Raw genomic sequence first — 21333 nt, 5'->3', positions numbered from 1 at the left:
CATCCTGAGGGCGAGTTCATTTGAACCTTGGCGGTGGTCCGGACATTCAATGCGTCCATGATCACCGCACTGCTTTCCGCCTTCGCCCTGCTGACAGCTCCGGCGACCACGCCCGCGGCGCCCCAGTGCCGCTTCGAGGGCGAGCCTCGCCAATGGACGGCAGAGGCGCTGGCGTCGTGGGACCGGCTGGATCGCGAGCGGTTGCGGCTTGAGCGGCCGGTGACGCCGGTCATCACCCTGTTCGACCAGAGTTGCGCCTACACGCTGACGCCTGACCGGCGGGGCGATTTTCGGGTCGGCGCACGACGCTACCGCACCGGCGGCAGGCCGCACGACGGGCGGATCGGCTTGCCGGACGGGAACACCGTCCCGGCGCAGCGGCTGGCGTTCGCGGCGCCGATCTCGAACGGCGAGATGTTCTTCATCATGGCCCTGCCGTCGCTGTGGCGGGCGGACGCGTCGGAGCCGCGGGACGCCCGGCTGCTGTCGATGGTCGTGTTCATGCATGAGTTCGCGCACACCCAGCAGGGCGAAGGCCTGGGCGAGCGGATCGATGACCTGCTGACGCGTGGTCTGCCGGAAGACGCCAATGACGACGTGGTGCAGGACCGGTTCGCCGCGCGCGAAGGCTATACCGCCGCCTATGTCGCCGAGCGGGACCTGTTCTACCAGGCGGCGCAGGCGGGGGACGCCGCCCAGGCGAGGGACCTGCTGCAGGCGGCCGATCGCCGGATGACGGCGCGCCGGGACCGGTGGTTCACCGGCGAGGACAGGCTGTACGCCGAGGCCGACGACATCTTCCTGACCATGGAAGGGTCAGGCAACTGGGCCGCCTGGGCGTGGCTGACCCATCCGGAGGGCGGGCGGCTGTCGCCGGACGACGCCACCGCCTTCATCCGCGGCGGCGGCACGCACTGGAGCCAGGACGAGGGTCTGGGGATCATGCTGGCGCTGGAACGCCTGACCCCCGACTGGCCGCGACTGGCCTTTGGTCCGGACGGGGTGACGGCGGACGAGCTGATCGCCCGGGCGCTTCGCTAGGGTCGGCCGTCGGCGATGGCGGATTGCTTGATCGACGCCGCCGCAGGCGCGGCCCGGCGCTGCATTTGGAAAGTCCCCGACCAGGCGCTGGGAATGCTCCAGTGGCCGTCGACCGACAGGCCGTCGCTGGAGATCGCGCCGTCATAGTGGATCGGATGCTCGAAGCCTTCGGCCGCCTCGCTGAACTTGACGAACCGCAGGGTGCGCCCGTCGTGCCAGCCGTCGATGATGGACGGGATGACGGCGGCGGCGTCGTAGAGCAGGTCCGGCTCGGCCGCCGTACCTGACACTGCTCCGGCGACATCGCTCAGCTCCGCCGTGAACGGGACCGGCGGGAGGTCGTCGAATGGGTTCTCAATCGGGTCGAAGGGATAGAAATACACCCCCGTCCAGCGGCCGGAGAGGTCCACCAGCTTCGTCATCAGTACGCCAGCGCGATGCCGTCCTTGCGCATCTCGGTGGCCGCACCGTAGGTCCAGCGGCCGCCCGGGTTCTGCTGCATCATGACGTTCTGATAGCCGCCGAAGCCGCCGTTGGGGCCGCGCAGGACCCAGCCCATGGCTTCCAGCTGGGCCTTTGAGGCCGCCGGAACGCCGGTTTCGAGGAACAGTTCGCCGACGCCCTCGGCCAGCTGGCCGGTCGGTTCGGACGAGCCCTCGTGCTGCCAGCGCGGCGCGTCGCCGGCTTCCTGCGGGTCGAGGCCGTAGTCGACCATGTTGATGATGATCTGGGCCTGGCCCTGGGGCTGCATGCCGCCGCCCATGACGCCGAAGGCCATCCACGGATTGCCGTCCTTGCAGGCGAAGCCCGGAATGATGGTGTGGAAGGGCCGCTTGCCCGGGGCGTAAACGTTCGGATGACCGTCGGTCAGGGCGAACAGCTCGCCGCGGTTCTGGAACATGAAGCCCAGCGTGCCGCCCTGGCCGTCGTCGGGGGTCAGGCCCGAGCCCATGCCGCGGTAGTTGGACTGGATCCAGCTGACCATCATGCCGTCCTTGTCGGCGACGCTGAAATAGGTGGTGTCGCCCTGGGTCGGGGCGTCGCCGGGGAAGGCGCGGTCCATGACGCGGTCCGGACGGATCAGGGCGGCGCGCTGGCGGGCGTATTCCTTGGAGTTCAGCCACGCGACCGGGGTCTGGCTGAAGCGGTCGTCGGCGAACCATTTCGCCCGGTCCTCGAAGGCCAGGCGCTTGGCCTCGGCCTGGTGGTGGATCGAGGCGGCGGACTGGAAGCCCATCGACTTGAGGTCGAACTGTTCGCAGATGTTGAGGATCTGGTTGGTCGACAGGCCCTGGGTGTTCGGGCCGAGGCCGTAGACGTCGACGCCGCGATAGTTGGTCTGGATCGGCTCGACCCATTCGGTGCGGTGGGCAGCCAGGTCGGCGCGGGTCATCCAGCCGCCGATGCGCTTGAAGTAGCCCTCGATCGCATCGGCGATGGGGCCGTCATAGAAGGCGTCGCGGCCGTGCTCGGCGATCAGGCGCAGGGTGCGGCCCAGCGCCGGATTGGCGAACATCTGGCCGACCTTGGGTGTCGCGCCGCCGGGGGCGTAGACCTTCTTGCGGTTGTCGTTCTCCTCGATCGTCGCCGACTGGCGGTCGAAGCCGGCCATGTTGCGCTCGAGATACCAGGCGATGACCTGCGGGATCGGCACGCCTTCCTCGCACAGCTCGGCGACCGGCAGCAGAACGTCCTTCCACGGCAGCTTGCCATAGCGCTGGTGGGCGCTCCACCAGGCGTCGACGGTGCCGGGGACGTTGACCGTGACCGCGCCGTAGGAAGGCAGATAACCCTCGCGCGCTTTCGAACGGGCTGTCTCCAGCGACAGGCCGCGGGGGCTGTTCCCCGAGCCGTTGAAGCCGACGACCTTCCGCTGGGCCGGGTCCCACAGCATGCAGAAGGCGTCGCCGCCAATGCCGTTGGCGGTGGGCTCCAGGAAACCGAGCGCCGCATTGATGGCGATGGCCGCATCGATCGCCGAACCGCCGCGCCGCAGGGTGTCGATGCCGACCAGGGTCGCGCGCGGATGGGCCGTGGCGGCGGCGCCGTGCGCGCCCCACACCGTCGAGCGGCCGACGAATTTCGGACCCGTGACGCGATCGCCGATGCCGATGCCGGCGAAGGGATCGGCCGGGCGGGCGGGGGCAGGGGCGGCGCCGCCTGTCGACTGGGGCGCGGACGGCGCAGCGTTTGCGACGCCGGCGCCCGCAAGGAGCGCGCCCGCAGGCAAGGTCGACAGGAAGGTGCGGCGACGCATCGGCAGACTCCACGAAATGTGCGGGGGACCCTAGCGGGTCTAACGCGGCTGTGAAGGCTGTCCGTCGGCAGTCCTTCTCCCTCAAGGGGAGACGAAGGGCTTCAGCCCCCCAGATCCAGCGAATAGCCCGCCGAGCGCACCGTGCGGATCGGGTTGATCGTGCCTTCGACGTTCAGGGCCTTGCGCAGACGGCCGACGTGGACGTCGACGGTGCGGGCCTCGACGTAGACGTCGGAGCCCCAGACGGCGTCCAGCAGCTGCTCGCGGCTGAAGACCCGGCCCGGGTGCTGCATGAAGTGGTCGAGGAGGCGGAATTCGGTGGGCCCGAGGTGAATCTCGAGGCCGGCGCGGCGGACGCGGTGGGCGACGCGGTCGATGACGATGTCGCCGTGGTTGATGCGGTCGTCGGCCAAGCCCGGACGGATGCGGCGCAGGACGGCGCGGATGCGGGCCGTCAGCTCGGTCATCGAGAAGGGCTTGGTCAGATAGTCGTCTGCGCCGGTGTCGAGGCCGCGGACGCGGTCCGATTCCTCGCCGCGGGCGGTCAGCATGATAATCGGCAGGTTGCGGGTCTCGGCCCGGCCGCGGATACGGCGGCAGACCTCGATGCCCGACAGCTTGGGCAGCATCCAGTCCAGCAGCACCAGGTCCGGCAGGCGTTCGTCGACCTGGAGCATGCCTTCCTCGCCGTCGGAGGCGACGACGACGCGATAGCCTTCCTTCTCGAGATTGTAGGACAGCAGCGTGGCCAGCGCGTCCTCGTCTTCCATCACCAGAACATAGGGTTGCACGTCAGGCTCTCCGGTCTTGCTCGAGGGTCTCAGGCGGCAGGGGTGTCGAGGTCAGGGTCGGGGTTCCAGCGCGGGCGCTCGCCCGTGAACTCAAGCCCGGTGATCTCGTAGTGGATGGTCTCGGCGATGTTGGTCGCGTGGTCGCCGATGCGTTCGAGGTTCTTGGCCATGAACAGCAGGTGGGTGCAGGCCGTGATCGTCCGCGGGTCGCCCATCATGTAGGTCAGCAGTTCGCGGAACAGGGCGTTGTAGTGCTCATCGACCTCGTCATCGGTGTTCCAGACGGCGATGGCGCGGTCGACCTCGCCGACGGCGTAGGCGTCCAGCACGTCGCGCAGGCGCATCGACACCAGCTTGCCCATGCGCTCGATCGAACGCGTCAGGGGCTGCATCGGCTCGCCCTCGGCGAGGATGAGGGCGCGCTTGGAGATGTTCTTGGCGAGGTCGCCGGTGCGCTCCAGATCCACTGCCAGCTTCATCGCCGCGAGGGTGCGGCGCAGGTCGGAGGCGACCGGCTGGCGCAGGGCGATCAGGCGTATGGCCTTCTTCTCGATATCGCGATGCATGCCGTCGAGGCGGGCGTCGCGCTCGATCACGGCGCGGGCCAGGGCCACATCGCGACGGGCGACGGATTCGACGGCGTCGGCGACCTGGGCTTCGGCCAGACCGCCCATACGCGCGACCTCGGCGGTGAGCTGGTTCAGCTCGTCCCCGTAGGCCTTGACGGTGTGCTGGTTCATTTCAGGGACACTCTAGCCGAAGCGGCCGGTGATGTAGTCGAGCGTGCGGCGCTCGCGGGGATTGGTGAAGATCTCTTCGGTCGGCCCGGTCTCGACCAGACGGCCGAGGTGGAAGAAGGCGGTGCGCTGCGATACGCGGGCGGCCTGGGCCATCGAGTGGGTGACGATGACGATGCAGTAGCGCTCGCGCAGCTCGTCGATCAGCTCCTCGATCTTGGCCGTGGCGATGGGGTCCAGGGCCGAGCAGGGCTCGTCCATCAGGATCACTTCAGGCTCGACGGCGATGGCGCGGGCGATGACCAGACGCTGCTGCTGACCGCCCGAAAGGCCGGTGCCGGGCGAGTGCAGGCGGTCGGAGACCTCTTCCCAGAGACCGGCGCGCTTCAGCGAGATCTGGACGATGTCGTCCAGCTCGCCCTTCGAAGAGGCGAGGCCGTGGATGCGGGGGCCGTAGGCGACGTTTTCGTAGATCGTCTTGGGGAAGGGGTTCGGCTTCTGGAACACCATGCCGACGCGGGCGCGCAGCAGCACCGGGTCGACGGACTTCGCGTTGATGTCCTCGCCGTCCATCTCGATGCGGCCGGTGACACGGCAGTGCGAGATGGTGTCGTTCATGCGGTTCATGGTCCGCAGGAAGGTCGACTTGCCGCAGCCCGACGGGCCGATCAGGGCGGTGACGGTCTTGTCCGGAATCTCAAGCGAGACGTCGTAGAGGGCCTGTTTGTCGCCGTAGAAGACGGAGACGTCGCGCGCCGAAATCTTGGTCGGGCCGACGGGGCCGGCGCCATGGGTGACGACGGGCGTCGAGATGACGGGCGCTTCGGGGGCGGAACCGCCGCCCTGGCTGCCGTCCGGTGCGCGGAAAAGTTTGAACTTCATTGTCTTACCACCGGCGTTCGAAGCGCCGGCGCAGCAGGATGGCGGCGGCGTTCATCACGATCATGAAGGCGAGCAGAACCAGGATGGCGGCGGCCGTACGCTCGTGGAAGGCGCGTTCGGACGCGTTCTCCCAGATGTAGACGAGCGAGGGCAGGGCGCCGGTCGGCTCGACCAGGCTGTGGGGCAGGCCGGGCACGAAGCTGACCATGCCGATGAGGAGGAGCGGGGCGGTCTCGCCCAGCGCGTGGGCCATCGAGATGATGGCGCCGGTCATCACGCCGGGCATGGCCAGCGGCAGGGTGTGCTGGAAAACCGTCTGGGTCTTCGAGGCGCCCATGGCCAGCGCGGCCTCGCGGATCGAGGGCGGCACCGCCTTCAGCGAGGAGCGGGTGGCGATGATGATGGTCGGCAGGGCCATCAGGGCCAGCACGAGGCCGCCGACCAGCGGGCTGGCGCGGGGCAGGTGCATCCAGTTGATGAACAGCGCCAGGCCCAGCAGGCCGTAGATGATCGACGGCACCGCGGCCAGGTTGTTGATATTGACCTCGATCAGGTCGGTCAGCTTGCCCTTGGGCGCGAACTCTTCGAGGTACAGGGCCGCGCCGACGCCCAGCGGAATGGCGATCAGGGCGGTGACCAGAAGCATCAGCGCGGAGCCGATGACCGCGCCCAGCACGCCGGCGAGTTCGGGCTCGGTGGAGTCGCCGCGGGTGAACAGGCCGCTGTTGAAGTGGGCCGAGACGTGGCCGTCGGCCTTCATCTGGTCCAGCCACTGGATTTGCTGATCCGAGAGGCGGCGCTGGTCGGCGGGCGTGTCGCGCGACACCTTGCCCTTGAAGAACAGGTCGGCGTCGTCGGAGGCCGGGGCGGCGATGGTGACGGTCTGGCCGATCAGGCCGGGCTGCCTGGCCACGCGATCCGCCGCGAGGTATTTCAGTTCCGACGAGAACAGGCCCCGCATGGCGGTGGCCTTGGTGCCGGCCGCGTCGTCCTGGACGCCCATGCGCGCCAGCTGCTGCTCGGCGACCAGTTGCTCGAAATTGGTGCCTTGCGGATAGCCGCGGTCGATGCGGGCGGGGTCCATGTAGACCGGCACGGTGACGGTGTGGGCGTAGAAGGCGGTGTGGCCCTGCTCGACGATGCGTCCGAGCAGCAGGACCAGGAAGCCGACCGCGATGGCGATGGCGAGCAGGCCATAGGCGCGGAAGCGCTTCTCGCGGGCGTAGCGCTTCTTCAGGCCCGCGCGCAGGCGGTCGATGCGGGGGGAGTTGGCGGCGGCGTCAGTCATATTGCTGCCGGTAGGTCTGGACGATGCGCTGGGCCACGATGTTCAGCAGCAGGGTCACGAGGAAGAGGGTCAGGCCGAGGCCGAAGGCGGCCAGCGTCTTGGGACTGTCGAACTCCTGGTCGCCGGTCAGCAGGGTGACGATCTGCACCGTGACGGTGGTGACGGTCTCGAGCGGGTTCAGGGTCAACTTCGCAGCCAAGCCGGCGGCCATGGTCACGATCATGGTCTCGCCGATGGCCCGCGACATCGCCAGCAGCATGGCGCCGGAGACGCCCGGCAGGGCGGCGGGCAGCAGCACGCGCTTCACGGTTTCGGACTTCGTCGCGCCCATGGCGTAGGAGCCGTCGCGCAGCGACTGGGGCACGGCGTTGATGATGTCGTCGGACAGGGAGCTGACGAAGGGGATCAGCATGATGCCCATCACGCCGCCCGCGACGAGGGCCATCTGGTTCTGGACCAGCATCAGATACTGGCCGAGGCCGTCCAGGGGACCGCCGACCATCCAGCTGCCGATGGTGTTGAAGAAGGTCCGCAACGCCGGGCCGACGGTCAGGGCGGCGAAGAAGCCGTAGACCACGGTCGGGACGCCGGCGAGGATTTCGAGGACCGGCTTCACCGTCGCCCGGAACACCGGTCCCGCGTACTCCGACAGGTAGATGGCCGAGAACAGCCCGACCGGCGCGGCCACGCACATGGCGATGAGCATGATCAGGAAGGTGCCGGTGAACAGCGGCAGGGCCCCGAAGGCGCCCGAGGAGCCGATCTGGTCGGCGCGGATCGCGGTCTGCGGGCTCCACTGGGTTCCGAAGAGGAACTCGGTGATCGGCACCGAATGGAAGAAGCGGATCGAGTCGTAGACCAGGGAGGCGACGATGCCGATGGTGGTCAGGACCGCGACGGCCGAACAGGCGAACAGGGCGCCGACGATCCAGCCCTCGACGCGATTGCGCGCACGCATGCCGGGGCGGATCTGGCTGAAGACGAACAGGGCGCCCAGCAGGGCGGCGAGGGCGGCGGCGACGATTCCGCCGAGCGACAGCATCAGGCTGATGCGGTGGGCGCGCTGGCCTTCTGCGGGCAGGAGTTCGGCGTAGGGGGCGGGCCAGATTTGCGCGGTCTGATGGCCGGCGCCGACGGCGCGGGCGTCGGCGTAGAAGGCTTCACGCCGGAAATGCTCCAACTGCTGCACCGCTTCGGGCGCGCCGGAGGCCATCAGCTGGCGCTCGACCTGTGGCGAGAACACCGAGGCGGCGATCAGGACGATAAGGGCCGGAACGGCGGTCCAGATCAGTGCATAGGCGCCATGCTGGCCGGGGCGTGAATGGGCGCGCTGGCCTTCGGAGCGCCGACGCGCCAGCGCTCGCCCGCCGAGGAATGCGGCGACGGCTGCGGCGATCAGGATCGGCAGGAAAAGCCAGGTCATGGGCGTCCGGGAGGGAGAATCGGGACGGTCCGGTCACCCGGTTTGCCCCGCGGCGGAAACTGCCCTCGAATGGTCAGCGGATTAAGACGGCGACGTGACAGTTCTGTTACGGCGTCAGGCCCCCTGCAACGCAGGCGTCACAGTTCCGCCTGGGCGGCCCTGGCTTGCGCCACCGGGAAGTAGGCCGTGAAGACCGAACCCTGACCCGGCGCGCTCTCGACGGTCAGTCCGCCGCGGTGCCGGTTGACGATGTGTTTGACAATGGCGAGGCCCAGGCCGGTGCCCGACCGCTCGCCGCTTTTCTGGCCCTCGACCCGGTAGAATCGCTCCGTCAGACGCGGCAGGTTTTCGCGGGCCATGCCGGGGCCGTGGTCGCGCACGGTCACGGCGGCGTACCGAAGGCCAGGCTCGCGATCGGGCGTCACCAGGGGCAGTCGCGTCATACCGCCCTCGCGGGCGCCGCCGGACCACGGCGCCGACGCCTCTTCCAGCGGCACATCCGGCTTGATGCAGATGTCGACGGTGTCGCCGGCGGCCGAGTATTTGATGGCGTTGTCGACCAGGTTCTGGACCACCTGGACGATCTCGTCCCGGTCGCCGTGGACGGGCGCGGAGAGGTCGCGGGTGTCGAAGCGGATGGCGACGCCGCGCTCGGCCGACAGCACGCTGACGGCGTCCACGACGTCGATGGCGGCCCGCGACAGATCGACCCGTCCGGCCGGCGGGATATGCTCGTTCAGTTCGATGCGGCTGAGAGACAGCAGGTCGGAGACCAGGCGGCTCATGCGGTCGGCCTGGACGGCCATGATGTCGAGGAAGCGGTCGCGCGCCTTGGGGTCGTCCCGGGCGTGGCCCTTCAGCGTCTCGATGAAGCCGGTCAGGGAGGCGAGGGGGGTCTTCAGCTCGTGGCTGGCGTTGGCGAGGAAGTCGACGCGCATCAGCTCCATGCGACGCACGTCCGTCTCGTCGCGGAGCACCAGCAGGGCCAAGGTGCCGTCGCCTTCGGGCGTGGGCAGGGGGCGGGTCAGGGCCCGCCAGTGCCGCGTCTGGGCCCCCACGCCGGAATAGTCCGTGGTCCGCGCGACATTGCCGAACAGGGCCTCGTCGACCGCCTCCAGCACGGTCGGCTCGCGCACCGCCGAGACCAGCAGGGCGCCTTCGCGCTGGATGCGGAAGAGGTCGCGCGCGGCGGCGTTGGCCAGCACGACGCGGCGGCCCGCGATGTCGTCGGCCTCGCCGCCGGAGACCACCAGAACCGGGTCGGCGAGAGCCTCGAACGCGCTGTCGAGCAGGCGGGGATCGGCCGCGTCGATCGTCTGGGCCGTGCTCGCGACCCCGGCACCGCCGTGGATTCGCGACGCGGATCCACGATTGATCATCCAGGTGGCGACGCCGACCACGACCGCTGCGCCCAGCAGCCATGGCGCAAGGCCGGGCTGGGCCACAGCGAGCACCAGCAGCACCCCGATCGACACGCCCGCGCTGGCGCCCGCCGTCCACAGGCGGGAGGCGGCCGAGGGGATCACAGGGGAAGGGGCGGCTTCGAAAGGCATTCACGCATCCAGGGGGTGCGACTCGTATCCCGCGAACATGACACGGAATTCATGACAATAGCGCGGTGATGCGATAGAGGCGGGTTGTCAAACGTCCTTTACATCCATACCAATCATGGAAGGACGACGGAGGGCGCATGACAGCGGCACTGACCCTTGACGGGGTGAACAAGCGATACGGCCATTTCCATGCCGTGAGGGATCTCAGCTTCCAGGTCGAGAAGGGCTCGATCTGCGGCTTCCTGGGGCCGAACGGCGCGGGCAAGACCTCAACCATCCGCATGATCCTGGGCCTGCAGCCCGCGACGTCGGGGCGGATCGAGATCCTCGGCGCCGATGACGGTCGCCGGGTGCGCAACCGCATCGGCTTCCTCCCGGAGGAGCGCGGCCTCTACAAGAAGATGACGCCGGTCGACGCGATCGCGTTCTTCGGCTCGCTGAAGGGCCTGCCGATGGGCGAGGGCCGCAAGCGCGCCCGCCAGATGCTGGAAGAGCAGGGACTGGGCGCGTCCAGCCGCAAGAAGATGAAGGAGCTGTCCAAGGGGATGGCCCAGAAGGTCCAGCTGATCTCGTCGGTGGTGCACCGGCCCGAGTTCGTGATCCTTGATGAGCCGTTCTCCGGCCTCGACCCGGTCAATCAGCAGGGCCTGGAGCAGATGATCCGCGGCCTGGCCGCCGACGGCGCGACGGTGCTGTTCTCGACCCATGTGATGCAGCACGCCGAGCGGCTGTGCGACAAGGTCGTGCTGCTGGCGCGGGGTCAGAAGGCGTTCGAGGGCACGGTGGCCGAGGCGCGCGCGACCTCGCGGCGCTTCCTGGAGCTGGAAGGCGCCATCGATCCGGCGGCCTGTGCGGCCCTGCCGGGCGTGACCGGCGTGGAGCTGGTGTCCGACCGGGACGGCGTGCGCGTGCTGAAGGCCGCGCTGGGGCAGGGCGGCCGGGGCCAGGACGCCCTGAAGGCCGCCTTCCTCGGCGGTTTGGACGTGCGCCGCTTCGAACTACGCGAACCGAGCCTGCATGACGCCTTCATCGACCTGACCGGGGACAATCCCGATCAGGATCAGTCCGTGAAGCCGACCGGCGTGGAGGCCGCCCGATGAACCGCACGTTCCTGATCGCGCGGCGTGAATACGCCGCCTACGCTATGACGGTCGGATTCTGGCTGTCGCTGCTGGCCTTCCCGCTGTTCGCGGTGCTGGGCGGCGCCGTGCCGATCCTGATCAAATCGTCCGAGACGGTTCCCGCCGTCGCACTGGTCGAGGACGGCGCCGCCACCAGCGGCCTGGCCGCCACGGTGCAGGATGCGTTGGCGGTCGAGACCAGCCGCCGTCGAGCCAATGCCTTGCGCCAGGCCGCCATGGCCGAGACCCAGACCACGCCGGATGCCGGCACCGAAGCTGCGGATCGCGTCCGCGAGATCGCTGAAAGCGACGGCTTCGACGCGGGTATGGCGGAGCTCCGTCGTGTCGCCCCCATCGCAGCCGCCGCCTGGCGGGAGCCCAAACCTCCGATCACCCTGGCGCCGGCGCCCGCGGTCGTGCTGGCGGCTGCTCCGGGCAAGGCGCGGGACGACGCCGCCCGCACCTATCTGTCCGCCGGCAAGAAGGACCGGACTGTGGGCGCGATCGTCTTTCTGACCCGGGCCGACGGCAAGCCGGCCGCCCGCGTCTGGACTGCGCGCACCAATGACGACGCCGTCGAGGACTTTGTGCGTGACGCGCTCAAATCCGCCAACCGCAGGGAGGTGTTCGGTGCGTCGGGGGTCTCGCCGGAGGTCATCGTCACGTCCGAGCAGTTCCGACCGCAGGTCACCGCCTATTCGCCCAAGGCCTCGACCGGCGGTGAAGTGTCATTCCGCGACCGTCTGCCCATGCTGATGGGATTCATGGGCGGCTTCCTGCTGTGGTCGCTGATCATCACAGGGGCCTCGATCCTGCTGAACAGCGTGATGGAGGAGAAGTCGAACAAGATTCTCGAGGTCCTGCTGTCCTCGGCCTCTCCGACCGAAATCCTGACCGGCAAGGTGTTGGGCGTGGCCATGCTGACGCTCACCATGCTGCTGGCGTGGGGCGGGATGGGGGTCGGCGCACTGGCGGTGTTCCAGCCCGACTATGCGGCGGCGGTTGCCGAGATACTGATCCAGGGCGGCATGCTGGCCTGGTTCGCGGCCTTCATGGTCGGCGGCTATCTGATGTACGCGGTGCTGTTCGCGGCCATCGGCGCCTTCTGCGAGACGCCGCGCGACGCCCAGACGCTGATGGGGCCGATCATGATGATCCTGACGGTGCCGATCATGATCATGGTGATGACCATGAAGACGCCGGACGCGCCCCTGGTCCAGATCCTGTCGTGGGTGCCGTTCTTCACGCCCTTCCTCATGGTGGCGCGGCTGCACTCCAACCCGCCGCTGATCGAGTTGATCGGCGCCATGGCCGGCATGTTCGCCTTCGCCCTGCTGATGGTCTGGCTCTCGGGCCGCGCGTTCCGGGCGGGCGCCCTGTCGGACGTGAAGCTGAGCTGGAAGAGCTTCGGCGCGGCGATCAAGGGCGGGGGGAACTGATCCCCGTCTCCTCCCCGTCGCCTTGCGATGGGGAGGGGGACCGCGAAGCGGTGGAGAGGCGGAAAGAACCCCTCCGTCTCGTCGGCTACGCCGCCGATCCTCCTCCCCATTCGCTGCGCGAACAGGGAGGAGACAGGGAGCCAGGCCGCTCCCGTCACGCATAAGAAAAGGGCCGCTCCGGAAAACCGGAGCGGCCCTTGATCTGTTCAGCCTTGCGGCGGGGTCTTAACGACCGCCCGGCACGCGGGGCTTCGGAGCCGGCAGCAGGCCTTCGCGCTGGGCGCGCTTGCGGGCCAGCTTACGGGCGCGGCGGACAGCTTCGGCCTTTTGACGGGCGCGCTTTTCCGACGGCTTTTCGTAATGAACGTGGCGCTTCATTTCACGGAAGCTGCCTTCGCGCTGCATCTTCTTCTTGAGGGCTTTGAGCGCTTGATCGACGTTATTATCGCGAACGAAAATCTGTACCAGGTTGAACTCTCCTTTGGCCGCCCGCCGCGTCCTGTGAGGGAGACGGGCGAACAAATAAAATAGTCTTCCGGGATGGGGTCCGCGGATGAAGGCGCGCTGATACACGAGCCGCTCCGCCGTGTCCAGATCGTCGCGCAGAGTTGTAATGGCTCGAAACGCCCGCCGGACGGGCCTATGCTCCACCTATGACCGACGCGCCACACCTGTCGAACAGCGAGCCCGAAGGGAACTGGGCCGACCAGATGGAGCAGGCGGTGCTGGACGCCGCGATCGCCCGTGCGCCAGCGCTGGGCTGGAACAGCCGGCTGGTGCGGGCGGCCTGCGCGGACAAGGGACTGTCGAAGGGCGACGAGGAATTGCTGCTGCCCAACGGGGCCCGTGACCTGGCCGCCCTGCTGTCGCGCCGGCACGATGATCGGGCGATGGCGATCCTCGCTGATGTCGATCCGAAGTCGCTGAAGATCCGCGAGCGAATCGCCCGGGCTCTCTCGGCCCGCATGGAGGCCGGGGCGGAACACATCGAGGCGACGAAACGCTGCGCCGCCTTCCTGGCCCTGCCGGTCAACGCCGATCTGGGTCTGAAACTGACCTGGGAGACCGCCGACCTGCTGTGGCGCTGGGCCGGCGACACGACGACGGACTGGAACCACTATTCCAAGCGCGCGATCCTGTCGGGCATCCTGGTCCCGGCCCTGACAATGCGCTGGTTCGACGGACGCGAAGCGGCGGAAGCGTTCGTCGCGCGCCGCATCGAGAACGTCATGGCCTTCGAGAAATGGAAGGCCGGCAAGGATTTCGATGCCCCGCTGCGCAAGGTGACGGACGTGCTGAGCCGAATGCGGTACGGGGCGAAAGAGGCGTAGCGGCTACCGCTATCGTCATTCCGGGCGGAGGCGAGCGCAGCGCGCCGGAGACCCGGAACCCAGCGGCGCCGTAGCGTCAGCGAAGGCGATGGATCAGCGAGCTGCGTGCGTGACAGTTTCGCGCTCTCGCGCGCCGCCGGGTTCCGGGTCTCCGCTGCGCTTCGCCCGGAATGACGATAGCAGGGGGAGCTAGAGCCCCTTCACCCTGTTCACATGCGCCATCTTGCGGCCGGCGCGGGCCTCGGCCTTGCCGTAGAGGTGGAGGCGGGCGTCGGGTTCGGCGGAGAGGGCCTTCCACTGGTCGACCTCGTCGCCCAGCAGATTGGTCATCTCGACACGGAAGTGGGCGTCGGTCGGGCCCAGCGGCCAGCCGGCGATGGCGCGGATGTGCTGTTCGAACTGGTCGCAGACGCAGCCGTCCTGGGTCCAGTGGCCGGTGTTGTGGACGCGCGGCGCGATCTCGTTGACCAGCAGGGTCCCGTCGCCGTGGTCGAACAGTTCGACGCCGAGGACGCCGACGTAGTCGAGACCTTCGAGAATGGCGGTGGCGATGGCCTTCGCCCGCGCTTCGGTCTTCGCATCGATGGTCGCGGGGGCGACGGTGGTCTTCAGCACGCCGCCGGCGTGGATGTTCTCGCCCAGCGGATAGATGGCGATGCCGCTGTCGTGGCCGCGGGCGGCGATGACGGAAAGCTCGCGGGTGAAGTCGGCCTTGGCCTCGAGGATGGCCGGGCGTTCGCCGATGGCGTTCCAGGCGTCGGCGGCCATGTCGGCGGAGCGGACCCAGACCTGGCCCTTGCCGTCGTAGCCTTCGCGGCGGGTCTTGAGCAGGGCCGGGACGCCGAGGCGGTCGAGGGCGGCCAGCAGGTCGTCGAGGCTGTCGACCTGGGCGAAATCGACGGTGGTGGCGCCGACGCTGTTGAGGAAGCTCTTCTCCTCGACCCGGTCCTGGGCGACGGCCAGGGCGCGCGGGCCCGGCGCGACGGCGGCGCCGCCCTCGGCCAGTCGGGCGACGGAGGAGGCGGGGACGTTCTCGAACTCGAAGGTCACCGCCTGGGCGGTCTGGCCCAGCACGCCGAGCGCCGTTGGATTGTCATAGGCGGCGACGATCTGACCCTGGGAGACCCGGCCGGCGGGGCTGTTCTCTTCCGGGTCGAGGATGACGACGTTGAAGCCGAGCCGCGAGGCGGCCTGGCTGAGCATGCGGCCGAGTTGACCCCCGCCCAGGATGCCGATGGTCGAACCGGGGGGCAGGGGATACGCGGTCACTCAGTCCTCGACGCTTTCGTGGACGGCCTCGGTCTGGGCCTCGCGGAAGGCGGTCAGCCGTCCCGCCAGCACCGTATCGGACAGGGCCAGGATTTGCGCGGCCAGGATGCCGGCGTTCTTGGCGCCCGGCTCGCCGACCGCCAGGGTCGCCACCGGCACGCCGCCGGGCATCTGGACGATGGAGAGCAGGCTATCGAGGCCCTTGAGCGCCTTCGACTGCACCGGCACGCCCAGCACGGGCAGTTCGGTCATGGAGGCGGCCATGCCCGGCAGGTGGGCGGCGCCGCCGGCCCCGGCGATGATGATCTTGTAGCCCGCGGCGCGTGCGCCCGTGGCGAAGTCGAACAGGCGCTTCGGCGTGCGGTGGGCGCTGACGACCCTGGCGTCCCAGGCGACGCCGAGACGGTCGAGGGCGTCGGCCGCGTGCTTCATCGTCGGCCAGTCGGAACGACTGCCCATGATGATCGCCACCGGCGGGGTATCGGTCGCCATTTGCTTGCGGCCTCTTTCGCGGAAAGCGGCGCGATACAGGACTCGCGTTGCGCCCGCAACCGACGGCGTTAGGCTTGGGCATTGCCGGGCGCGCTGAGTCGCCGGCCGGGGAGCGACTTCCTTACTGTGACCGACGCGGCCGTCATCGACCCCTATGCCGAGATCGAGCGCCTGCGCGCCGAGCTTGAGGCCCTGCGCGCGCGCGCCGAGGCGGCGGAGGCGGCGGCCGATCACGACGTGCTGACGCCGGCCCTGAACCGGCGCGGATTCGTCGCCGCGATGAAGAGCGCGATGGCCTACTGCCAGCGTCACGGCACGCCGGCGGTGCTGCTGTATCTGGATCTGGACGGGTTCAAGGGCGTCAACGACCGGCTGGGTCATGCCGCCGGGGACGCCGCCCTGGTGCACGTGGCGGAGTTGCTGCGCGCCAATCTGCGCGAGTCGGACGCCGTCGGACGGCTGGGCGGCGACGAGTTCGGTCTGCTGATGCTGAACGCCGGTCTGGACGAGGGGCGCGAGAAGGCCCGGCGTCTGGCGGCGACGCTGGAGGCCGATCCGTTCCTGTGGGACGGCGCGGCTGCCGGGCTGGGCGGATCGTTCGGCGTACGCGCGTTCGCGGCCCATACCGACCCCGAGGTCTGGCTGGCCGAGGCCGACGCGGCGATGTGGATCCGCAAGAAGGGCCGCTGATGGACTGGGACCGCGCCGAGAGCGAGTGGGTCGGCGCAGTGGTGCTGGTGGGGCTGACCTTCCTGAACAAGGAAGGCGAGATCGACCGGCGCGAGCAGTTCTACGGCCAGATCGTCTCCGCCCATCGCGAACACGGCATCGAGCTGGACCTGTCGGGAGCCCGGGGCGGCGAAAGCTACTGGCTGCCGCCTGATCTTGAGGCGTTCCAGCCGGCGGCGAGGGGCGACTATTCGCTGGAGTCGACAGGCGAACTGGTGCGCGATCCCGATCTGGTGACCCAGTGGACGGTGCAGGCGCCGCTGGACGACTAGGCGATGATGTCCGGCAGGATCCGGGCCTCGATCTTCACGATCTCGTCGCGCAGGGTCAGCTTCTTCTTCTTGAGACGCGCGATCATCAGCTGGTCCGGAATCGGCATCAGGCCGAGGGCCTCGATGGAGGCGTCCAGGTCGGCGTGTTCCTGCTGCAGCTCCTTCAAGCGGGCATGCAGCGCGAGTTCTTCCTCGCTGAGAAACGGTTCGTCGTCGTTCATGTCGGGCCCCGGAGCGGCCCGCTTATAGCGCGCGACCGGCTAGAGCGAAATCGGTCTTGATGGACGCTGTCCATCAAGGCCCAGATTTCGCTCCAGTTTGAATCTGGACCATTTTTTGGATTCAGGTCGATCCGACCTGAAGCAAGAATGGTCTAGGCCGGAAGCCGCTCGGCGAGCAGGGTCAGGGCGGCGCGCGGCGTGATCGGGGACCACTCGCGCGAGACGGCCACGAGAACGGTCAGGACAGGCTTCGCGGCGCCGCCGGGGGCAGGCGACAGGGCTTCCAGCGCAGTCAGAAGATGCCGTTCCGCCTCAAGCTCGACCGCCTTCACCTGGGCCCGGACAGCCTCGCGCGCCGCGTCGTCGAGGTCGGGCGTGCGGGTCTTGAGCGACCGGCGGATGGCCCTGAGCGGGGCGATGGTCGTCTCCTGCCAGACGCGGGCGGTGTCGCAGGCGGCCTCGATCGTGTCGGCGTCCGGCGCCCGGCCGGTCTGTGCGGCCCAGGCGGCCCACAGCAGCAGCGGGATGTTCTGGCCCTGGGCGTCCTGCAGGTCGAGGCAGGCGATCTGGACGGCGTTCGATTCCCACGCCCTGAGCGACCAGTCCCACAGGCTCATTCGCCTGCCGGACCCTTGAGGCCGTCCCAGCGCTTCACCGCGGCCCAGTCGAGGCCGAAGACGTCCAGCGCGCGGCCGACGGACTGGTCGACCATCTCGGCGATGGAGGCGGGCTTCGCATAGAAGGCGGGCAGGGGCGGTGCGATGACAGCGCCCATCTCGGCCAGGGCGGTCATGGTGCGCAGGTGACCGAGGTGCAGCGGGGTCTCGCGCACCATCAGGACCAGGGGCCGGCGCTCCTTCAGCATGACGTCGGCGGCGCGGGTGAGGAGGGTGGAGGTCACCCCGGTGGCGATCTCGCCCATGGTGCGGACCGAGCAGGGCGCGACGATCATGCCCATGGTGCGGAAGGACCCCGAGGCGATGGAGGCGCCGACGTCGTTCAGGCGGTGCGACACGTCGGCGCGGCCCATCAGGTCGTCGGCCGAAAGATCGGTCTCCTGGGACAGGGTCAGCAGGGCGGCGCGCGTCACGACGAGGTGACTTTCGACACCCAGTTCGCGCAGCGCATCCAGCGCCCGTACGCCGTAAATCGCTCCGGACGCGCCTGAAATTCCAACCACGAGGCGGCGAGGCAAGGCGGGTACGGCTCCGTTCACATCTTCGGCCAAATCGGGCTCCAGGCTGAGCGGGTCAGACGGGGCGCCGCCTCACCGGAAAGTGATTCCACAGGCGGTCCCGCCGGGCGCTCTCTCTAGTGGTCCCTTAGACATGGAGGCGCAAGCCATGACCATTGAAGCTCGTATCCGCGAACTGGGAAACCGTCACCGGAGCCTGGATGAGACCATCCAGCGTGAGATGACCCACCCGGCAGCGGACTCGCTTCGGGTAAGGGAGCTCAAGCAACAGAAGCTTCGGTTGAAGGAAGAGATCACCAGCCTGGAGGCCAGGACGAACTAGTCCGCCTCCCGAAACAGACAACGGCCCCGGAGATCGCTCTCCGGGGCCGTTTTTTTATCCGGGCTCTGACGAGTCCTATTCCTTGGTGCCGAACACCGACGCGGCGGTCGGCTCGGCGCCGCGGCGCTCGCGCTCTTCCGGAACGAATTCCGGCTCGACGGGCTCTTCCGGCGCAGCGACGGCCTGCAGGGTGGCGCCGCCCTTCCTGGCGTCGTCCTTGGCCTTCTTGTCGGCGGCCTTGCGGACCAGTTCGTCCAGGGCCAGCTGGCCGACGAGACCCAGCGTCACCGGATCGACCGGCTTGATGTTGGCCGAGTTCCAGTGGGTGCGGCTGCGCACGCTCTCGATGGTGGCCTTGGTCGTGCCCAGCAGCTTGGAGATCTGGGCGTCGGTCACTTCGGGGTGGTTGCGGACGAACCAGGCGATGGCGTCCGGACGGTCCTGACGACGCGACACCGGCGTGTATTTCGGCGCCGGCTTGTGGGCCTTCATCAGTTCGGCGTGGCGGCTGACCACGGCCTTCATGAAGTACGCTGAGTTCTCCTGGGCCTTGTCGAGTTCCTCGCGGGTCAGCTGACCGCCGGTGATGGGGTCGACGCCGCGGATGTCGCGGGCGACGTCGCCGTCGGCGATGCCGCGCACTTCCAGCGGGTGCAGGCCGCAGAAGGCGGCGATTTGCTCGAACGTCAGCGACGTGTTGTCGACCAGCCAGACCGCGGTGGCCTTGGGCATCAGGATGTCGGTCATGGGCGTCTTCGCTTCTTATTGTGGCCCGCCCCGGCGCGGGGCCTGGCGGGTTCCGGATACGACGGCGCCCGACCTTTCGGCCGGGCGCTGATGATCGGGATATAGACCTGTTCGCCCGAAAAGAAAACGACAGCCGACAACCTCGTACAGCCGCGGTTCATGCAGCAAGCGTGACAGTGGGGTCCAGAACGCGAATGCGCGTGACACCGGACTTCAGGAGGAACCCATGTTTATCGAAACCCTCGCGGCGCTGGCGGTGATGTCGGGCGGCGGCCAGGAAGCGGCGCCCTATGGCGGTGGCCAGGAGCGGGTCGCCCCGCGCGGCGACTATCGCCAGAGCTGCAGCGGCGAATACGTCAACCGCGGCCGGCTTTACGCCGACTGTCAGACGCGCCGGGGGCGGGTGCAGGGCACCTCGATCCAGCTGAACCGCTGCACCGAGCATGAGATTCGCAACAACGACGGCGTGCTGGTGTGCGGGCCGTACCGCGGCCAGGTCGAGAACAGCGGCGGCGGCGGTGGTGGTGGCGGCGGCAACGGCGGCGGCTGGGGCGGCGGGCGCAACTCGATCGTCGTCTACCGCGACGCCAACTTCCAGGGCGCGTCGATGAGCTTCGACGGCGAGGTCGCGAACCTGGCCAACACGGGCTTCAACGACACGATCAGCTCGATGCGCTTCCGCGGCAGCTGGGAAGTCTGCACGGACGCCTATTTCCGGGGTTCGTGCCGGGTCTTCAACGACGAGGTGACCAACCTGCGTCCGTGGGGGATCAACGACCGGGTGTCGTCGATGCGGCCGGTGCGCGGCAGCCGCGGCTGGTAGTCCCGATCGGGAACCGGGCCGGAGGTCGGAGGCTTCTTCACGGACTGACCGATGAAGGAGCCTCCCCATGGCCTATGTCGATGGTTTCGTGGTCGCCGTGCCCAGGGGCAGGGTCGACGAGTATCGCGAGTTCTCCCGCAAGGCCGGCGAGGTCTGGAAGGAGTACGGCGCGAGGACCTACATCGAGTGCGTCGGCGACGACGTGCCGTATGGCGAGCTGACGTCCTTTCCGCGCGCCGTGCAGGCGAAGGAGGACGAGACGGTCGTCTTTTCGTGGATCACCTATGACTCGCGCGAACACCGGGATGAGGTGAACGAGAAGGTCATGGCCGATCCGCGGATCAGCGGCGGCATGGGCGACGCCCCGTTCGACGGGAAGCGGATGATCTACGGCGGGTTCACCACCCTGCTGGAGCTCTAGGCCGTCAGCACGATCTTGCCGACGTGATCGCCCGCCTCGAGCCGGAGGTGGGCGGCGGCGGCCTGTTCCAGCGGGAAGGTCGCCTCGACCGGCGGGCGCAGGGCGCCGGAAGCGACCCACGGCCAGGCGACGGCTTGGACGGCGGCGATCAGGCGGGCCTTTTCGTCGGCGGGACGGGCGCGCAGGGTCGAGCCGGTCAGGACGATCCGTTTCAGCATCACCTGCATCAGATCGATCTCCGCCTTCGCGCCCGAGAGGGTGGCGATGACGACCCAGCGGCCGAACGGCTTGAGGACGGCCTGGTTGAGGGCGGCGTAGTCGGCTCCGACCATGTCCAGCACGACGTCGACGCCGCCGAAGGCCGTGATGGCGGCCTCCAGATCGTCGGTGCGGGCGTCGAGGCTGAGATCGGCGCCCAGCGCCCGGGCGGCGGCGGCCTTGTCCGCGCCGCGCGAGGTGGCGACGACGCGGGCGCCGGCGGCCTTCGCCATCTGGATGGCGGTGACGCCGATGCCGCTGGTGGCGCCGTGGATCAGCAAGGTCTCGCCCGCCTTCAGCCCGCCGGCCTCGAAGACATTGGCGAAGACGGTGCAGACGGTTTCCGGCAGGGCGGCGGCCTGGACGAAGTCGAGGCCTTCGGGAATCGGCAGGGCGTGGCGGGCGTCAACGACCGCATGATCGGCGTAGCCGCCGCCGCCCAGAAGGGCGCAGACGCGATCGCCGACGGACCAGCGGTCGACGCCGGGGCCGATCTGATCCACCTCGCCGGCGACTTCCAGGCCGAGGATGTCGGGCGCGCCGGGCGGGGGAGGGTAGTGGCCGCGGCGTTGCAGCAGATCGGGACGGTTCACGCCCGCGGCGCGAATCCGGATGCGAATTTGTCCGGGTCCGGCGACCGGATCGGGCCGTTCCGAGACAGTCAGCGCCTCGGCCGGACCGCTGCCGCCCGCAATCTCGATCACCCGCATGCGACAGCCCT

Annotated in this window: 25 protein-coding genes; 9 read left to right on the top strand and 16 right to left on the bottom strand. The window is 68.8% G+C overall.

Features of this window, described 5'->3' with window-relative positions; genetic code table 11:
- The first annotated feature begins 57 nt into the window (after positions 1-57).
- Positions 58-1041, top strand: a complete 984-nt coding sequence (locus GGR12_RS11955) for a hypothetical protein (RefSeq protein ID WP_183204612.1) — start codon at positions 58-60, stop codon at positions 1039-1041.
- Here GGR12_RS11955 and GGR12_RS11950 read toward each other — a convergent pair.
- The 8 genes from GGR12_RS11950 to GGR12_RS11915 all read right to left on the bottom strand — a co-directional run bounded on the left by GGR12_RS11950 (position 1038) and on the right by GGR12_RS11915 (position 9972).
- Positions 1038-1463 carry a hypothetical protein gene (locus GGR12_RS11950; RefSeq protein ID WP_183204611.1) on the bottom strand — a complete coding sequence of 142 codons (426 nt, stop codon included), beginning with the start codon at positions 1461-1463 and terminating at the stop codon, positions 1038-1040. The two genes, GGR12_RS11955 and GGR12_RS11950, sit on opposite strands and share 4 nt — an antisense overlap.
- On the bottom strand, positions 1463-3298 hold the full coding sequence (locus GGR12_RS11945; protein WP_183204610.1) for a gamma-glutamyltransferase family protein: 1836 nt from the start codon (positions 3296-3298) through the stop codon (positions 1463-1465). The genes GGR12_RS11950 and GGR12_RS11945 overlap by 1 nt, the downstream gene beginning before the upstream one ends.
- 101 nt (positions 3299-3399) lie before the next feature.
- On the bottom strand, positions 3400-4089 hold the full coding sequence (gene phoB, locus GGR12_RS11940) for a phosphate regulon transcriptional regulator PhoB (RefSeq protein WP_183204609.1): 690 nt from the start codon (positions 4087-4089) through the stop codon (positions 3400-3402).
- A 29-nt stretch (positions 4090-4118) separates the two neighbouring features.
- Complete coding sequence (phoU, locus tag GGR12_RS11935; protein ID WP_183204608.1) at positions 4119-4829, bottom strand: phosphate signaling complex protein PhoU; 711 nt, start codon at positions 4827-4829, stop codon at positions 4119-4121.
- Positions 4830-4841: 12 nt separating this feature from the next.
- Positions 4842-5708: a phosphate ABC transporter ATP-binding protein PstB gene (gene pstB, locus GGR12_RS11930; protein WP_183204607.1), complete on the bottom strand. Its 867-nt coding sequence runs from the start codon at positions 5706-5708 to the stop codon at positions 4842-4844.
- Positions 5709-5712: 4 nt separating this feature from the next.
- Positions 5713-6996 carry a phosphate ABC transporter permease PstA gene (pstA, locus tag GGR12_RS11925; protein ID WP_183204606.1) on the bottom strand — a complete coding sequence of 428 codons (1284 nt, stop codon included), beginning with the start codon at positions 6994-6996 and terminating at the stop codon, positions 5713-5715.
- The gene (gene pstC, locus GGR12_RS11920; RefSeq protein ID WP_183204605.1) at positions 6989-8419 is read right to left on the bottom strand and encodes a phosphate ABC transporter permease subunit PstC; all 1431 of its coding nucleotides are present in this window, start codon (positions 8417-8419) and stop codon (positions 6989-6991) included. The genes pstA and pstC overlap by 8 nt, the downstream gene beginning before the upstream one ends.
- A gap of 137 nt (positions 8420-8556) precedes the next feature.
- The gene (locus GGR12_RS11915; RefSeq protein ID WP_183204604.1) at positions 8557-9972 is read right to left on the bottom strand and encodes an ATP-binding protein; all 1416 of its coding nucleotides are present in this window, start codon (positions 9970-9972) and stop codon (positions 8557-8559) included.
- Positions 9973-10109: 137 nt separating this feature from the next.
- On the opposite strand from GGR12_RS11915, the gene GGR12_RS11910 reads away from it, so the two are divergent.
- Together GGR12_RS11910 and GGR12_RS11905 are read left to right on the top strand one after the other, a co-directional pair.
- On the top strand, positions 10110-11072 hold the full coding sequence (locus GGR12_RS11910; RefSeq protein WP_183204603.1) for an ABC transporter ATP-binding protein: 963 nt from the start codon (positions 10110-10112) through the stop codon (positions 11070-11072).
- Positions 11069-12532: an ABC transporter permease gene (locus GGR12_RS11905; protein WP_183204602.1), complete on the top strand. Its 1464-nt coding sequence runs from the start codon at positions 11069-11071 to the stop codon at positions 12530-12532. Before GGR12_RS11910 ends, GGR12_RS11905 begins: the two co-directional genes overlap by 4 nt.
- Positions 12533-12757: 225 nt before the next feature.
- Here GGR12_RS11905 and rpsU read toward each other — a convergent pair whose 3' ends face one another.
- Positions 12758-13000, bottom strand: coding sequence for a 30S ribosomal protein S21 (gene rpsU / locus GGR12_RS11900; protein ID WP_087120183.1), 243 nt, complete (start codon positions 12998-13000; stop codon positions 12758-12760).
- A gap of 185 nt (positions 13001-13185) precedes the next feature.
- On the opposite strand from rpsU, the gene GGR12_RS11895 reads away from it, so the two are divergent.
- Complete coding sequence (locus GGR12_RS11895) at positions 13186-13863, top strand: COQ9 family protein (protein ID WP_183204601.1); 678 nt, start codon at positions 13186-13188, stop codon at positions 13861-13863.
- Between the two features lie 189 nt (positions 13864-14052).
- Here GGR12_RS11895 and GGR12_RS11890 read toward each other — a convergent pair whose 3' ends face one another.
- Both GGR12_RS11890 and purE read right to left on the bottom strand, forming a co-directional pair.
- A complete protein-coding gene (locus tag GGR12_RS11890) occupies positions 14053-15132 on the bottom strand; it encodes a 5-(carboxyamino)imidazole ribonucleotide synthase (RefSeq protein WP_183204600.1) in 1080 nt (359 codons plus the stop codon).
- Positions 15133-15624, bottom strand: a complete 492-nt coding sequence (gene purE / locus GGR12_RS11885) for a 5-(carboxyamino)imidazole ribonucleotide mutase (RefSeq protein WP_183204599.1) — start codon at positions 15622-15624, stop codon at positions 15133-15135.
- 126 nt (positions 15625-15750) lie between these two features.
- Between purE and GGR12_RS11880 the strand changes: the two genes are divergently transcribed.
- Complete coding sequence (locus GGR12_RS11880; RefSeq protein WP_183204598.1) at positions 15751-16314, top strand: diguanylate cyclase; 564 nt, start codon at positions 15751-15753, stop codon at positions 16312-16314.
- A complete protein-coding gene (locus GGR12_RS11875; RefSeq protein WP_183204597.1) occupies positions 16314-16625 on the top strand; it encodes a hypothetical protein in 312 nt (103 codons plus the stop codon). Before GGR12_RS11880 ends, GGR12_RS11875 begins: the two co-directional genes overlap by 1 nt.
- On the opposite strand, the gene GGR12_RS11870 is transcribed toward GGR12_RS11875, so the two are convergent.
- The 3 genes from GGR12_RS11870 to GGR12_RS11860 form a co-directional block, all read right to left on the bottom strand.
- Positions 16622-16846 carry a YdcH family protein gene (locus GGR12_RS11870; RefSeq protein WP_183204596.1) on the bottom strand — a complete coding sequence of 75 codons (225 nt, stop codon included), beginning with the start codon at positions 16844-16846 and terminating at the stop codon, positions 16622-16624. The two genes, GGR12_RS11875 and GGR12_RS11870, sit on opposite strands and share 4 nt — an antisense overlap.
- Positions 16847-16998: 152 nt before the next feature.
- Entirely contained in the window at positions 16999-17463 is a 465-nt protein-coding gene (locus tag GGR12_RS11865) for a TIGR02444 family protein (RefSeq protein WP_183204595.1), read from the bottom strand.
- On the bottom strand, positions 17460-18062 hold the full coding sequence (locus GGR12_RS11860) for a UbiX family flavin prenyltransferase (protein WP_183204914.1): 603 nt from the start codon (positions 18060-18062) through the stop codon (positions 17460-17462). Before GGR12_RS11860 ends, GGR12_RS11865 begins: the two co-directional genes overlap by 4 nt.
- 127 nt (positions 18063-18189) lie before the next feature.
- Here GGR12_RS11860 and GGR12_RS11855 point away from each other — a divergent pair, with 127 nt between their 5' ends.
- Complete coding sequence (locus GGR12_RS11855) at positions 18190-18363, top strand: YdcH family protein (RefSeq protein WP_183204594.1); 174 nt, start codon at positions 18190-18192, stop codon at positions 18361-18363.
- A 75-nt stretch (positions 18364-18438) separates the two neighbouring features.
- Here GGR12_RS11855 and GGR12_RS11850 read toward each other — a convergent pair whose 3' ends face one another.
- Positions 18439-19110, bottom strand: a complete 672-nt coding sequence (locus tag GGR12_RS11850) for a DUF1013 domain-containing protein (RefSeq protein WP_183204593.1) — start codon at positions 19108-19110, stop codon at positions 18439-18441.
- A 226-nt stretch (positions 19111-19336) separates the two neighbouring features.
- On the opposite strand from GGR12_RS11850, the gene GGR12_RS16735 reads away from it, so the two are divergent.
- Together GGR12_RS16735 and GGR12_RS11840 are read left to right on the top strand one after the other, a co-directional pair.
- Entirely contained in the window at positions 19337-19933 is a 597-nt protein-coding gene (locus GGR12_RS16735) for a beta/gamma crystallin-related protein (protein ID WP_183204592.1), read from the top strand.
- 67 nt (positions 19934-20000) lie between these two features.
- Positions 20001-20354 carry a DUF1428 domain-containing protein gene (locus GGR12_RS11840; protein WP_183204591.1) on the top strand — a complete coding sequence of 118 codons (354 nt, stop codon included), beginning with the start codon at positions 20001-20003 and terminating at the stop codon, positions 20352-20354.
- Here the strand turns inward: GGR12_RS11840 and GGR12_RS11835 are convergent.
- Positions 20351-21322, bottom strand: a complete 972-nt coding sequence (locus tag GGR12_RS11835) for an NAD(P)H-quinone oxidoreductase (RefSeq protein WP_183204590.1) — start codon at positions 21320-21322, stop codon at positions 20351-20353. The two genes, GGR12_RS11840 and GGR12_RS11835, sit on opposite strands and share 4 nt — an antisense overlap.
- Between the last annotated feature and the right edge of the window lie 11 nt (positions 21323-21333).

Origin of the sequence: Brevundimonas lenta (genome assembly GCF_014196335.1) — a bacterium.
Classification (GTDB): domain Bacteria; phylum Pseudomonadota; class Alphaproteobacteria; order Caulobacterales; family Caulobacteraceae; genus Brevundimonas; species Brevundimonas lenta.
Note: the sequence above shows the minus strand (reverse complement) of the source record. Positions and strands in the feature narration are given on the sequence as shown.